This is a genomic window from Mycobacterium sp. 852002-51961_SCH5331710, from assembly GCF_001665535.1.
In the GTDB taxonomy this organism is placed as follows: Bacteria; Actinomycetota; Actinomycetes; order Mycobacteriales; family Mycobacteriaceae; genus Mycobacterium.
Genome location: NZ_LZSQ01000119.1, coordinates 1 through 12,286 on the forward strand (window position 1 = coordinate 1; position 12,286 = coordinate 12,286).

The following is a 12,286-nucleotide window of genomic DNA, read 5'->3' on the forward strand; positions in this document are numbered from 1 at the left end:
GTGGGGCGGGTGCGGCGCCGGTGGCGGGCGGCGGGGCAGCGGGCGCTTGGCCGGTGGGCGCGCTTGCACCGGCGGCAGTCGGAGTTTGAGCGGGCGGCGGTGGCGACGGCGGTGTGTCGGCGATCGCGGCGAGGCTGGAAGGCTGTACGGCTGGGGCGGCGGCTGCGGGCACCGACTGCGGTGGTGGAATCGGTGCTTGTGCAACAGCTTTGGCGGCTGACTCTGCCATGGTGCGTTGGAGATCGGCCAGCTGTGCCTGCGCCGGCACTGTGGCTGCAGGGTTGACGGTGCTAGGCGTGCTGGGTGCGGGTGGCGTTGACGGAGCTGATGGTGTGGGCGAGCCGCCGCTCGACATGGGCCTGACCGGAGCACTTATGCGCGGAGGTGCGGGAGTTCCTGGCGCGCCGGGGATTCCGGGCATCGCGGGTGATGGCCGCGTGTCTAGAACCGGTGGTTGTCCGACGACATCCTCGCCACCTATCCTCCCCAGATCAGAGGTCACTCGCCCAGGTGCATTAACCGGTGGAAAACCGGGCGCGGGATCATCTACCGCCTCACTTCCGCCGACCTCACTCATACCGCTATTAGCTGGCAACGGCGCACCGGGCGCCGTTGGGATTCCGGGAGGCGGGCTCTGAACAAGGTCATCACCACCGACGCCAGAGATGCGACCTGCGGGGCTGACGGTCGGCCCGCCGTCGGACCCTGCTCCGTGGAAGAAGGATACGTCCGCTGGTTTCCCTGCGTCCGCTGAGAGAGGCGTCCTCACCGTCGAGATCTCGGACGCAGCTGTTGTGACGAGCGATGCGTTCTCTTGACGGACAGCGGCTATTCCCTCTGCAAGTGCGGACTGCTTCGCACCCTCGGGTATGTCGGGGTTGGACTCGATCCAGGCAAGGATTGCGTTGGCTATCTCGACGTTGCTCGTAATCTGAGTTTTCGTTGAAATGATCGTTTCAGCGCTCTTGTGAAGAAAATTTGCGGCGGCATCGAGGTTTCGCTTCACGTCTTCAAGATCGAGGATTCGCTCAGCGAGAGCTGCGCTAGCCGTGCTCGCTGCGATTCCAGACCAGAGCCCGACGCCGCCAAATACTTTCGCCTGTTCCTGCTTCACCAGATCATATTTGGCATCAACGGATTTCGATGCACCTTCGAACGTGCCTGCGGACAGACGTAGGGCGTCTTCGTCCGCTTCGGGCCACGCTGGCGGCGCAGTCAAGCCGTATGGGTCAGGAGGCCTGCGAATACCCACCGGTTAGTCCCCAACAGCCTTGCACGCATCAAATATCAGGTTAGTAAGGTCGACAGCCACCGCCGAAAGGTACGAGTCAGCGGGGCTGTAATTCGGTAGTGCCTGGGCAAAAGCGCGGCGGTACTGGGCGGCCAAGACAGCAAAATCCTGCAGGACTCCGTTCGCGCTCTGGCGGCCCAGTCTTTCAACATCTTCCGCAAAGTTTTCTATGACAGGGATGAGCGCTTCCGCAGAAGATCGCTGCTCCGGCGTCCACTGTGTTGCGGGCTTGTTTGCATCAACGGTGGCCCAAGACTGGGTATCCGCTTTAAAGCGTATGAGAAGGGGCTCCCACTGCGGGCATGTCTTATCAGGTACGGATAAGAAAGGCCTTGCGTTGTTGGGATCCTGCAGTGGCGGTAACTGCAATGGGGGAGCGACGGACGGGACTGACGAAGACCAGGTCTGCGCAGACCCATAGGCGATGGTGGCGCAGATATTCCCAATTGATGATGACGCGTCGGCCGCGACGGTAGCCAAGTAGTTGGCGGGCGGAGAGTAGGTGGGTATTGCCTCGTTATACGCCCGCGCATAGGCGATGAACTGATCGAACAGTAGACGCATAGCTCTGTGCGGGGTCATGCGAACCAAGCGCTCCGTCTGGTCGGCGGCATCTAGCATCGCTCGTCCGACAGCGACGTATTGCGCCCGTTGTTCAGGTGACCAATCCGAAGCGCGGATAGATCGGTCGATTCTCTCCCATCCGTTTCGTTGGGCTTTTGCCAGTCCTTCATTGATCGGCGTCCATGCGGCGCACGTAGGGTCTTCCGTGATGATGTTGACCGGACCTGTGTCGTCGGCGCTTGCTAGACCGTAAGTCTCACCCGACGGGCCCGGATCGCGTTCGTCGCCGCGATCGGAGGTAACCGAAATCGTCACTGCCGCAGTGACTCCGATGACGGCGAGCAGGGCGATGCCGCCAAGCGCCCACTTCCACGCGTTACCGCGCTTCTTTGGCGGCGGGCCCGGCTGCCACTGCTGCGGCCACGGCGGCTGCTGCTGCGGCGGCCCGTACGGTCCCGGATAGCCCTGCGGCGGAACCGAATTCCCGGGTGGCGGACCTTCAGGCGGTGGCGGAAAGCTCACAAGGCCGTCCCCGGTTCCTCCTCGACGGAAGACCGGGACTCGGACGGCGAAACCCCAGGTACTGTTTCAACATTCGAGTTTCCAGGTGCTGCTGCCGGTTCCGCCTGCAACTCTCCGGCCCGTTCGGGCGCGTCCGCGCCCGCCACCCCCATCAGCTGCCCGCCCTGCTGGACCGCCTGCTGCACGCCTTGCGTCATCGACTGCGGAACTGAACCCGCCATCCCGGCCGCTTGCGTCGTCGCCTGAACAGCCTGCTGCGCCATCGGCATCATCGCGCCCAGCTGACCCGCCGTCGCCGGAGCGCCCGCACCCGCGGGCGTCACTGCGCCGGTCGCTCCTGCCGCATCGTCGACCGATTCGAGGCGCTTCAGAATTTCCTCCGCGATCGCGCGATCAGTGGAGTCGTAGGCGTTGGCGGCATTCACTACGTTCTGCGCGTACTTCGCCAACTCCTCCTTCGCGACCGGCAACTGGGCGATCACCGGATCGACGATTTCAGCCACCTTCGCCGCGATCGCCGTCGACAGAGCATCCTCGCCCTCGGGCCTGAACGAAGCGGGTGGCTCGGGAATGCCTTCCGCGAGCGCCTGCAACCGCCCACCGGCCTCGAGCACCAGCTCGGTATCGATTCGCAGCGTCTCAGTCATCGTCTTCCCGCGCAGCGATCAGCGTCGCGCCGATCGATCGGCATGCCCCTCCAGAATCACCCGGCAAATGCTACCCGACCAGCAATACCAGCGATCGCGCCAAATTTCACCACTCCGACGCGCACCCTCTCCAGACCTTCTCCCGTCGTAGAGGGGCCCTGCCACGGTCGACGAGTTACTCAATGCCCTGCCACCGCATCCGGGCCATTACCGGGTAAAAGACCGCAACGACCGATGTCAGCAAACGTCGCTCGACGGCTCTCGGCGCCGACGCATTCCTCCGCTATCGTTCCGCGAATGGCCGATCCGGACTCCAAGACGCTTGACGAGCTCTTCAACCGCATCCTGCACACCGAAGACGACGCGCTGCGTGCCGCGCGTGAATCCGGTGACGCGGCCGGCATGCCGCCGATCGAGGTGTCCGGCCAGCACGGCAAGCTCCTCTACCTCCTGACGGCCTTGTCCTCGGCCACCCGCGTCCTCGAGATCGGCACGCTTGCCGGCTACAGCACCATCAACCTCGCTCGCGGCGTCGGCGCCGACGGCCACGTCGTCACCCTCGAGTACGAGCCCAAGCACGCCGAGATCGCTCGTCAGAACTTCGCCCGCGCGGGCGTGCAGGATCGCATCGAGATCATCGTCGGCGCCGCGCTCGACACCCTGCCCGTGCTCGCCGAACGCGGCGACGTGTTCGATTTGACCTTCATCGACGCCGATAAGGAGAACAACATCGCCTACGTCGAGTGGGCGATCAAACTCGGCCGGCCCGGTTCGATCATCCTGGTGGACAACATCGCTCGCTTCGGCCGCGTGCTCGAACCCGCCGCCGACGACGCCCAGGCCCGAGCCGTCCGGGAGATGCTCGAGATGATGGGGGACCACCCCCGACTGGAGACCGCCGCGATCCAGACCGTCGGGCTCAAAGGCTGGGACGGCTTTGCCGTCGCCCGCGTCGTCGGGTAGTCACCTCGACCACGGCGCTGACGCCGCCGCTTCGCGAAGCGCCGCCACGATTCGCTTCTCGTGTGCCACGAACCGTTCGGTCGGTGCGGGCACCGAGATCGCGACGACGTGTCCGCCCGCCGCGCGTCCGGCAACGCCGGCAGCCGAGATGCCGGTCGTGTGCTCGTCCCGGTCGAACGCGACGTCAACCGACCCGTCCAACAACGCCGTCGCCGCCTTCCCGTTGGCCGTCGACTCCAACGGGAAGCGCATCCCGACCGCCGACACCGCCCGCAGCCGATGGGCCGACTCCACCTGGTCGATGAACAACATCTCGCCGCCACGCAACACCGAAAGATCGACCGTCTCCCCGGTGCTGGCCGCCAGGTGCTCGAGCGTCGGCCGGAACAACGCCGCGAGTCCCGCGACGTCGGCACTTCCGAGGCCGAGCAGACGATCCCCGAGCGAGAACCGTCCCTGGTCGTCGACCGCCGCGAAGCCGACCTCCACCAACCCGACGAGCAACCGCCGCACCGTCGATTTGGCCAGCCCCAGCCGCGCCCCCAGATCGACCAGCCGCAGCTGTCCGGGAGCCGCCGCGATCTCGTCGAGGGCGGCCGCCGCCCGGCGCAGCACCTGAATGCCGTCGGTTCGTTCATTTCGGCCCGGCCGCGTCACGCCCTCACTATATTGATCCGCATACCGGTTCACAAAGATTCGGTATACGGACCGAGGAGGTCCCAGATGTCGCTTCCATCTGGCCGTTCCTTCACCCGCTCTGACGACGGATACGACGCCGCTCGCCGCGCGACCGTCTGGAATGCGCGCACCCCGGACCGCTATCCCGAAGTGGTCGTGCAGGCTGCTTCCGTCGACGACGTCGTCGCCGCGGTCCGGTATGCGGCCGCACACGACCTCAAGATCGGCGTGCGCTCGGGCGGGCACAGCTGGGCGGGCAACCACGTCCGCGACGGTGGCTTGCTGCTCGACGTCAGCCGCCTCGACGACTGCTCCATCGACGCCGACCGCATGACCGCGATCGTCGGGCCCGGCAAGGGCGGCAGCCTGCTGGCCGCGGACCTCGAGGCCCAGAACCTGTTCTTTCCGGCCGGGCATTGCAAGGGCGTGTGCATCGGCGGATACCTGCTGCAAGGTGGCTACGGATGGAACAGTCGCATCCTCGGTCCGGCCTGCGAAAGCGTCATCGGTCTCGACGTGGTCACCGCCGACGGCGAGCGAATCCACTGCGGACCCGACAGCCACCCCGAGTTGTACTGGGCAGCAAGGGGATCGGGACCGGGCTTCTTCGGCGTGGTGACCGCGTTCCATCTCAAACTGTATCCCCGTCCCGCCGTCTGCGGCAGCAGCCTCTACGTGTACCCCATCGAACTCGCCGACGAGATCTTCACCTGGGCCCGAGCCATCAGCGCCGACGTCGACCGTCGCGTCGAATTGCAGATCGTCGCGTCGCGAAGCGTTCCCGGCGCCGGGGTCGACCAGCCCGGAATCGTCATGGCCTCACCGGTGTTCGCCGATTCGGAAGATGAGGCGGCGAAAGCGTTGGCATTGCTCGACACATGTCCGGTCCGCGACCAGGCGATCGTCGCGATCCCGTACGCGCCTGCCGATCTCGCGAGCTGGTACGAGGGGGTGATGAGCAACTATCCGACCGGTTACCGCTACGCCGCCGACAACATGTGGACGTCGGCGCCCGCCGACGACCTGCTACCCGGTATCCGCCGCATCATCGAAACGCTGCCGCCGCATCCGTCGCACTTCCTCTGGCTGAACTGGGGACCGTCGCCAGCCCGCCAGGACATGGCGTACAGCCTCGAAGACGACATCTACCTTGCGCTGTACACGGTTTGGCGCGATGCGGCCGACGACGACCGCTATGGCGACTGGGCGCGGTCGAACATGGCGGACATGGCACATCTGGCGACCGGCATCCAACTCGCCGACGAGAATCTCGGTCAGCGTCCGGCCCGGTTTGCCACCGAGGACGCGATGAACCGCCTCGATCGCGTACGCGCACAGTACGACCCCGACGGTCGATTCCACAGCTGGATGGGCAGGGTGTGACATGCAGTCTTACCTCGGCTACCGCGATGACGACTTCGCCGTCGAGTTTGCGCGGTTCTACCACCCCGAAATGGCCGCCCTACCAGAGCATGTCGTTGTGGCGCTGGATCACGGACCCCAGGCCGAGCCGACGTTGCCCGCATTCGACGACATCGTCGCGATGCGCGGCGACGGATATCAGCAGACCGAGAACGGATACGGCGTCCTGCGCGACGGCGGTATCCAGGTGTCGGTTCGCACCGACATGCCCGGCGTCACCCCGGACATGTGGGATTGGTGGTTCGGGTGGCACGGCAGCGACTCGCGCCGTTACAAGCTGTGGCACCCCCGCGCGCATGTGTCGGCCCACTGGAGTGACGGCGGCGGCGAAGCCGGGTACGTCGGGCGGACGTCGCTCGTGGAGGAGTACCTCGGCTCGTCGTTCACCCGCCCGGCGATCCAGTTCGTGGACCCGTCGGAATTGGGGCTGGGCGATCTGAGCGACGGTGTCGCGATCTGCGCGCGGCTCGGATCCAGCGACATCCCGGTCGATGTCGGCTGGCTGGTCCACCAGGTTCGCGCGACGCCCGACGGCTCCGAGATGCGCTCGCGCTTCTGGATGGGGGGTCGCCATGTCGCCGTGCGGTACGCAAACCGGTTGGCTGACAGGGTCGTTCGACCCGTCGCCGCGCGTCAGCTACCCGACCCCCGCGACCTGATGGTGCACTGTGCGCAGGAGATGAACCATCTCGCCGCCTTCCTGCCCGAGCTTTACGCGCGATTCGGCGGGCGCTGAACCTGTCGATGTGTTAACCAGATCTATGTCGAAATCGTTGCCGGTGGCGGTCTTTGCCGCAGGCGCAGCCATGGCCTTCGTCCCTGTCGCGCACGCAGAAAGAGTCGAACCACCGCCGCTGTACGGGTGGTACAACGTCTTCATCGACTTCTCGAAGCAGACGTTCAACGGCCGGCCGACGCCGATGAACCCTGTCACGTTCCCCGTCGAACTGACCACCCAATGCGATGTGAACGGCTGCGTCGCGCGCTGGCACAACGAGGACGACCACGCCCGCAATCCGGGCGCACCACTGCAGTTCGAGTACCGCTGGACCGGCGACCGGTGGTCGACAAGCGGCGAGTATCCCTACTTCTGCGATCGGAGCGACCCGCACAGCGCCGTGAACGCGACACGCTCGGACTACCTGATCCCCAACCCGGACGGCAGCTTCTTCGGGGAGCGGACGCTCGTCACCGAAGGGACCGGGTGCCCCGGCGAAGGGCCCGGTACCCACTGGCTGACGTTCAACCTGACACCCATCGACCCGCCACCGCCGCGGTAGCCGTCGTTTAACCGCCCCCGCGGCGGGGCATCAGCCAGTGGTGAACTTCGGATTCCGGCGTGGGATGCCGACCGTGGAGTTACGCAGCGACGCGTCTCCCGAAGCGGTCTGGGACGTCATCACCGACCTGTCCACATGGCCGCAGTGGGGACCGACCGTGTCGGGCGCCGAACTCGACGACCCCGAACCCCTGCATCTCGGAGCCCGGGGCAAGGTCTTCACACCTGTCGGTGTGCCATTGCCGTTCACCATCACCGAGTTCCGTCCCCGCCGCTGCTGGGCGTGGAAGGTCGCCGGTGTCGGGGCGACCCGCCACGAGGTGATCCCCGAGGGCGACGGCTCGAGGATCGTGTTCGGCGTGCCGTGGTGGGCGACCGCGTACCTGCCGGTCTGCGCGATCGCCCTGCCGCGCATCGTCCAGCTCGCCGGCGCACCCCGGACTCGCTGATTCGACGACGGCCGGCGCGGCACTGTGCTATCCAGTGCCCAGGGTTCTCCGGCCGTCGAGGGCTCCGGACGAAGGGGCTCTCGAAGATGAAGACACTCTCGCTCGTCGCGGGCATCGTCTCTACCGCAGTGACGTTGGCGCCCGTGGCCACGGCCGACCGCCCCGAACCGGCACCGATCTACGGCTACTACAACGCCTTTCTCGATCACTCGCGGCAGACGTTCAACGGCGCGCCGGCCTTCGCGCCGCCGGCCACACAGCTGGGAGTGTTCACCACCAACTGCGATACGACCGGCTGCCTGGCCAAGTGGTTGCGCGAGACGGAGATCTCGCAAGACCCCGATGCGCCAGCGCAATTCGAATACCGGTGGAACGGCGACCGCTGGGAGTCCGCGGGCGAATACCCCTTCTACTGCAATCCCGACGGCAGCGGTGGCACCGTCACCACGCAGCGCTCGGACTGGCTTCGGCCCAACGGCGACGGCAGCTTCTCCGGCGAGCGGACGTTCACGGTGCCCGCGCCGGGCTGCCCCGGCCAGGGCCCCGGCACCTACTGGCTTCCCATCGCGCTGACCCCGACCGACCCGCCACCGCCTCAATAGGCCGCTACCCGCAGACCGCGCCGACCGCCGCCGATCCGACCAACTTGGTGTACTTCGCCAGCACGCCGGTGGTGTAGCGCGGTGGCAGCGGTTCGAAACCGGCCTTGCGCGAGTCGAATTCCGCCGGGTCGACCAACACGTCGAGCGTGCCGTTCGCCACGTCGAGCCGGATGCGGTCGCCGTCCTGCAGGAATGCGATCGGGCCGCCGTCGACGGCTTCGGGCGCGATGTGTCCGACGCACAGGCCCGTCGTGCCGCCGGAGAACCGGCCGTCGGTCATCAACAGCACATCCTTGCCCAGGCCCGCACCCTTGATGGCGCCGGTGATCGCCAGCATCTCCCGCATGCCGGGCCCACCCTTGGGGCCCTCGTAGCGGATGACCACGACGTCGCCGGCCTGGATCGTGCCGTCCTCCAAAGCGTCCAGCGCGGCCCGCTCGCGCTCGAAAACCCTTGCGGTGCCCTCGAAGACGTCCGAGTCGAAGCCCGCCGACTTGACCACCGCGCCCTCGGGGGCCAGCGACCCGTGCAGGATCGTGATGCCGCCCGTCGGGTGGATGGGGTCGCTGAGCGCACGCAGCACCTTGCCGTCGGGATCCGGCGGCGCGATGTGACGGAGGTTCTCGGCCATGGTCTCACCGGTGACCGTCAGGCAATCCCCGTGCAGCAGACCGGCATCCAGCAGTGCCTTCATCACGACGGGGACGCCGCCGATGTGGTCGACGTCGTACATGACGTGCTTGCCGAACGGCTTGACGTCGGCGAGGTGGGGCACCTTGGCGCCCACCCGGGTGAAGTCCTCGAGTGTCAGTTTGACGTTGGCCTCGTGGGCGATCGCCAGCAGGTGCAGCACGGCGTTGGTGGATCCGCCGAACGCCATCACCACCGCGATCGCGTTCTCGAACGCCTCCTTGGTGAGGATGTCGCGGGCGGTGATGCCGCGCCGCAGCAGGTCGACGACGGCTTGGCCGCTCCGCCGCGCGAATCCGTCGCGACGGCGGTCGGTGGCCGGCGGCGCCGCACTGCCCGGCAGCGACATGCCCAGCGCCTCGGCGGCGGAGGCCATTGTGTTCGCGGTGTACATGCCGCCGCAGGCGCCTTCGCCGGGGCAGATGGCCCGTTCGATCGCGTCGACGTCCTCGCGAGGCATCAACCCGCGCGCACATGCGCCGACCGCTTCGAACGCGTCGATGATCGTCACCTCGCGTTCGGTGCCGTCCGACAGCTTGGCCTTGCCCGGCAGGATCGATCCGGCGTAGAGAAACACGCTCGCGAGATCGAGTCGCGCCGCGGCCATCAGCATGCCGGGCAGCGATTTGTCGCATCCGGCGAGAAGCACCGAGCCGTCGAGGCGTTCGGCCTGCATGACCGTCTCGACGCTGTCGGCGATCACCTCGCGCGACACCAGCGAGAAGTGCATGCCTTCGTGGCCCATCGAGATGCCGTCGGACACCGAGATGGTTCCGAACTCCATCGGGAAGCCGCCCGCGGCGTGGACGCCGTCCTTGACGGCCTTGGCCAACCGGTCCAGTGAGAGGTTGCAGGGGGTGATCTCGTTCCACGACGAGCCGACGCCAATCTGCGGTTTGGCGAAGTCGTCGTCGTCCATGCCTACCGCGCGCAGCATCCCGCGGGCTGCGGCCTTTTCCAGGCCGTCGGTGACGTCGCGACTGCGGGGCTTGATGTCGGGCTCGGCCCGACGGCGGGCTTCGGTGTCGGGAGTTTCTGAGGGCATCGAACAAGTATGCCTTCGGGGTTTTGCCCCGGCCAAACCGTTATCTATACCCCGGTGGGGTATGCGGTAGCATCGAGCCCATGACGTCCCTGATCGCTCGCCTAGCCGCTGCCCTGGTCGCCCTCGCCACCGCCGTGTTGCTCACTTCATGCACGACCCCGGCGTCGGATGGTCACACCGACCACGAGCACCCCGACGAGCCTGCGATCAGCGGTCAGCCGGCCGGCTTCAACGCCGACGACGTCGCGTTCGCGACTGACATGATCCCGCATCACGAGCAGGCCGTCGAACTGTCGGCGCTGGTTCCGGACCGCTCCACGAACCCGGAGCTCAAGGCGCTCGCCCAGCAGATCGCCAATGCCCAGGAGCCCGAGATCCGCACCATGCAGGTGCTGCTCGTGCAGTGGAAGGAGAACCCCGAAGCGGGCACCCGGCAGGAGGGGCACGGCGGACACGGCTCCGGGCACGGCGCGATGCAGGGCATGGTCGACGACGCCACCATGGCGAAGCTCAAGACGCTCTCGGGTCCGGAGTTCGACACCCTGTGGCTGCAGTCGATGATCGGCCATCACCAGGGTGCGATCGAGATGGCCCGCGCCGAGCTCGCCAACGGCGAGAACGTCGACGCCAAGCGGCTGGCCCAGTCCATCGTCGACACGCAGCAGGCCGAGATCGATCAGATGAACCAGATGCTGAGGGGCTGAAAATGACCGCGGTGCACGGGTATTCGCAGCAGAAGGACAGCTACGCCAAGCGGCTGCGCCGAATCGAGGGTCAGGTCCGCGGCATCGCGAAGATGATCGAGGACGACAAGTACTGCATCGACGTGCTCACCCAGATCAGCGCCGTCAACAGCGCGCTGCAGTCGGTCGCGCTCGGTCTGCTCGACGAGCATCTCGGGCACTGCGTCGCGCAGGCGGTCACCGAAGGCGGTGACCAGGCCGACGCGAAGCTGGCGGAGGCGTCCGCCGCGATCGCGCGCCTGGTGCGGTCCTAGCCGTTGAGGACGTCTTCGATCCGCTTGACCTTCGCCGTCAGCTGATCGGTGTGGCCGGGGCGGATGTCGGCCTTGAGCACCAGGCTCACCCGTGGCGACGCCGCGGCGACCGCGTCGACCGCCCGCTTGACGACGTCCATCACCTCGTCCCAGTCGCCCTCGATGTTGGTGAACATCGCGTTCGTCTCGTTCGGGAGCCCGGATTCACGGACCACCCTGACTGCCTCGGCGACCGCGTCGCCGACACTATCGTCGCCACCCGTCGGGCTCACGCTGAAGGCCACAATCATTCGACCAGCGTGCCACCGGAGGGCGGTCGGCTACTGCTTGCTGTACCCGGTGGGTCGAACAATCAGGATCACCCGGTCGGCCTTGTCGGCGGGAGGTTCGGTCAACGGGCCGCTGTAGCGATCGTTGAGCTGCAGGTAGAAGGCGCCGGTCGGATCGGGCTCGATGGACTCGACGACGCCGCGGACCTCGAGGTAGCGGTACGGGTTCTCCGGGTCGCTGACCGACATCGCGACCGCGGGCTGGGCCTCGATGTTGCGGAATTTCTGGCGTTTGGTGGTGTGGGTGAAGCGCAGCACCTCGCCGTCCCACGCGAACCACATCGGATTGACCTGCGGCGTGCCGTCCGGCCGGACGGTGGCCAGATGCCCGTAGAGCGGGCGTTCCAAAAGGGACTCGTATCCGGCGGGAATGGCGACCATGGCGATCCTCTCGAAGGCGGTTCGGCGGCTGCGGTGTTAACAGTAGGCGTCCGGAACCGATGAACAGTGCAGGTCATGGGTGCGGATGAGGGGTTTGCCCATGTCGAGGCGGCTCGGAGTGTCCCGGGCGTTATGCCACACTGGTTGAAGTTCTGCGACTGGGAGGTTGTGTATGCGCAGGGTAAAGCGCAGTCGTCTGCTCACTGCGGTCTTGGCGGCGAGCGTCGTCGGCGGGATGGTGCTCACCAGCCCGCACGCTCTGGCTCAGCCCGATGTTCCGCCGCCACCGGCGCCGGTCGATCCGGCCCTGGCGCCGGCACCGCCACCTGGACCGGCCCTGCCGCCGCCTCCGGCTGCGGATCCGCTCGCGGCCCCCGCGGCCCCGCCCCTGTCTCTTATACACATCTCCGAGCCCACGAGACTGCAG

Annotated in this window: 15 protein-coding genes and 1 pseudogene; 9 read left to right on the forward strand and 7 right to left on the reverse strand. The window is 66.8% G+C overall.

Going from position 1 to position 12,286, the window contains the following annotated elements:
- The 3 genes from A5752_RS28365 to A5752_RS22275 all read right to left on the reverse strand — a co-directional run.
- The coding region (locus A5752_RS28365) for a WXG100-like domain-containing protein (protein WP_502686778.1) at positions 1 to 1,252 on the reverse strand (1,252 nt) is incomplete at its 3' end.
- Between the two features lie 3 nt (positions 1,253 to 1,255).
- Positions 1,256 to 2,170, reverse strand: coding sequence for an ESX-1 system-associated protein (locus A5752_RS22270; protein ID WP_231967369.1), 915 nt, complete (start codon positions 2,168 to 2,170; stop codon positions 1,256 to 1,258).
- Between the two features lie 203 nt (positions 2,171 to 2,373).
- Complete coding sequence (locus tag A5752_RS22275) at positions 2,374 to 3,024, reverse strand: hypothetical protein (protein ID WP_067090324.1); 651 nt, start codon at positions 3,022 to 3,024, stop codon at positions 2,374 to 2,376.
- Positions 3,025 to 3,321: 297 nt separating this feature from the next.
- On the opposite strand from A5752_RS22275, the gene A5752_RS22280 reads away from it, so the two are divergent.
- Positions 3,322 to 3,987, forward strand: a complete 666-nt coding sequence (locus A5752_RS22280; RefSeq protein ID WP_067090327.1) for an O-methyltransferase — start codon at positions 3,322 to 3,324, stop codon at positions 3,985 to 3,987.
- Here A5752_RS22280 and A5752_RS22285 read toward each other — a convergent pair whose 3' ends face one another.
- Positions 3,988 to 4,644: an IclR family transcriptional regulator domain-containing protein gene (locus tag A5752_RS22285; RefSeq protein WP_231983483.1), complete on the reverse strand. Its 657-nt coding sequence runs from the start codon at positions 4,642 to 4,644 to the stop codon at positions 3,988 to 3,990.
- A 66-nt stretch (positions 4,645 to 4,710) separates the two neighbouring features.
- On the opposite strand from A5752_RS22285, the gene A5752_RS22290 reads away from it, so the two are divergent.
- From A5752_RS22290 to A5752_RS22310, 5 genes are all read left to right on the forward strand, one after another.
- On the forward strand, positions 4,711 to 6,048 hold the full coding sequence (locus A5752_RS22290; protein WP_067090332.1) for an FAD-binding oxidoreductase: 1,338 nt from the start codon (positions 4,711 to 4,713) through the stop codon (positions 6,046 to 6,048).
- Between the two features lies 1 nt (position 6,049).
- Complete coding sequence (locus A5752_RS22295; protein ID WP_067090334.1) at positions 6,050 to 6,823, forward strand: DAPG hydrolase family protein; 774 nt, start codon at positions 6,050 to 6,052, stop codon at positions 6,821 to 6,823.
- A gap of 25 nt (positions 6,824 to 6,848) precedes the next feature.
- Entirely contained in the window at positions 6,849 to 7,367 is a 519-nt protein-coding gene (locus A5752_RS22300; RefSeq protein WP_082964019.1) for an MBOE_33420 family protein, read from the forward strand.
- 64 nt (positions 7,368 to 7,431) lie between these two features.
- Positions 7,432 to 7,815, forward strand: a complete 384-nt coding sequence (locus A5752_RS22305; RefSeq protein WP_067090355.1) for an SRPBCC family protein — start codon at positions 7,432 to 7,434, stop codon at positions 7,813 to 7,815.
- A gap of 86 nt (positions 7,816 to 7,901) precedes the next feature.
- Entirely contained in the window at positions 7,902 to 8,417 is a 516-nt protein-coding gene (locus A5752_RS22310; protein ID WP_067090337.1) for an MBOE_33420 family protein, read from the forward strand.
- 4 nt (positions 8,418 to 8,421) lie between these two features.
- Here the strand turns inward: A5752_RS22310 and ilvD are convergent, their stop codons facing one another.
- Positions 8,422 to 10,152 carry a dihydroxy-acid dehydratase gene (ilvD, locus tag A5752_RS22315; protein WP_067090340.1) on the reverse strand — a complete coding sequence of 577 codons (1,731 nt, stop codon included), beginning with the start codon at positions 10,150 to 10,152 and terminating at the stop codon, positions 8,422 to 8,424.
- An 80-nt stretch (positions 10,153 to 10,232) separates the two neighbouring features.
- Between ilvD and A5752_RS22320 the strand changes: the two genes are divergently transcribed.
- Together A5752_RS22320 and ricR are read left to right on the forward strand one after the other, a co-directional pair.
- The gene (locus A5752_RS22320; RefSeq protein WP_067090343.1) at positions 10,233 to 10,856 is read left to right on the forward strand and encodes a DUF305 domain-containing protein; all 624 of its coding nucleotides are present in this window, start codon (positions 10,233 to 10,235) and stop codon (positions 10,854 to 10,856) included.
- 2 nt (positions 10,857 to 10,858) lie between these two features.
- Positions 10,859 to 11,149, forward strand: coding sequence for a copper-sensing transcriptional repressor RicR (gene ricR, locus A5752_RS22325; RefSeq protein WP_067090345.1), 291 nt, complete (start codon positions 10,859 to 10,861; stop codon positions 11,147 to 11,149).
- On the opposite strand, the gene A5752_RS22330 is transcribed toward ricR, so the two are convergent.
- Both A5752_RS22330 and A5752_RS22335 read right to left on the reverse strand, forming a co-directional pair.
- Positions 11,146 to 11,439, reverse strand: a complete 294-nt coding sequence (locus tag A5752_RS22330; RefSeq protein ID WP_067090348.1) for an MTH1187 family thiamine-binding protein — start codon at positions 11,437 to 11,439, stop codon at positions 11,146 to 11,148. The two genes, ricR and A5752_RS22330, sit on opposite strands and share 4 nt — an antisense overlap.
- 30 nt (positions 11,440 to 11,469) lie before the next feature.
- Complete coding sequence (locus A5752_RS22335; RefSeq protein ID WP_067090351.1) at positions 11,470 to 11,859, reverse strand: PPOX class F420-dependent oxidoreductase; 390 nt, start codon at positions 11,857 to 11,859, stop codon at positions 11,470 to 11,472.
- A gap of 172 nt (positions 11,860 to 12,031) precedes the next feature.
- Between A5752_RS22335 and A5752_RS28100 the strand changes: the two are divergent.
- A pseudogene (locus A5752_RS28100) lies at positions 12,032 to 12,286 on the forward strand (hypothetical protein); the annotation flags it as partial.

Excerpts from the sequence above, each read along its gene's own strand:
- A5752_RS22275 (WP_067090324.1), bottom strand. The coding sequence starts at position 3,024 with ATGACTGAGACGCTGCGAATCGATACCGAGCTGGTGCTCGAGGCCGGT.
- A5752_RS22280 (WP_067090327.1), top strand. The coding sequence starts at position 3,322 with ATGGCCGATCCGGACTCCAAGACGCTTGACGAGCTCTTCAACCGCATC.
- A5752_RS22290 (WP_067090332.1), top strand. The coding sequence starts at position 4,711 with ATGTCGCTTCCATCTGGCCGTTCCTTCACCCGCTCTGACGACGGATAC.
- A5752_RS22295 (WP_067090334.1), top strand. The coding sequence starts at position 6,050 with ATGCAGTCTTACCTCGGCTACCGCGATGACGACTTCGCCGTCGAGTTT.
- A5752_RS22300 (WP_082964019.1), top strand. The coding sequence starts at position 6,849 with ATGTCGAAATCGTTGCCGGTGGCGGTCTTTGCCGCAGGCGCAGCCATG.
- A5752_RS22305 (WP_067090355.1), top strand. The coding sequence starts at position 7,432 with ATGCCGACCGTGGAGTTACGCAGCGACGCGTCTCCCGAAGCGGTCTGG.
- A5752_RS22310 (WP_067090337.1), top strand. The coding sequence starts at position 7,902 with ATGAAGACACTCTCGCTCGTCGCGGGCATCGTCTCTACCGCAGTGACG.
- ilvD (WP_067090340.1), bottom strand. The coding sequence starts at position 10,152 with ATGCCCTCAGAAACTCCCGACACCGAAGCCCGCCGTCGGGCCGAGCCC.
- A5752_RS22320 (WP_067090343.1), top strand. The coding sequence starts at position 10,233 with ATGACGTCCCTGATCGCTCGCCTAGCCGCTGCCCTGGTCGCCCTCGCC.
- ricR (WP_067090345.1), top strand. The coding sequence starts at position 10,859 with ATGACCGCGGTGCACGGGTATTCGCAGCAGAAGGACAGCTACGCCAAG.
- A5752_RS22330 (WP_067090348.1), bottom strand. The coding sequence starts at position 11,439 with ATGATTGTGGCCTTCAGCGTGAGCCCGACGGGTGGCGACGATAGTGTC.
- A5752_RS22335 (WP_067090351.1), bottom strand. The coding sequence starts at position 11,859 with ATGGTCGCCATTCCCGCCGGATACGAGTCCCTTTTGGAACGCCCGCTC.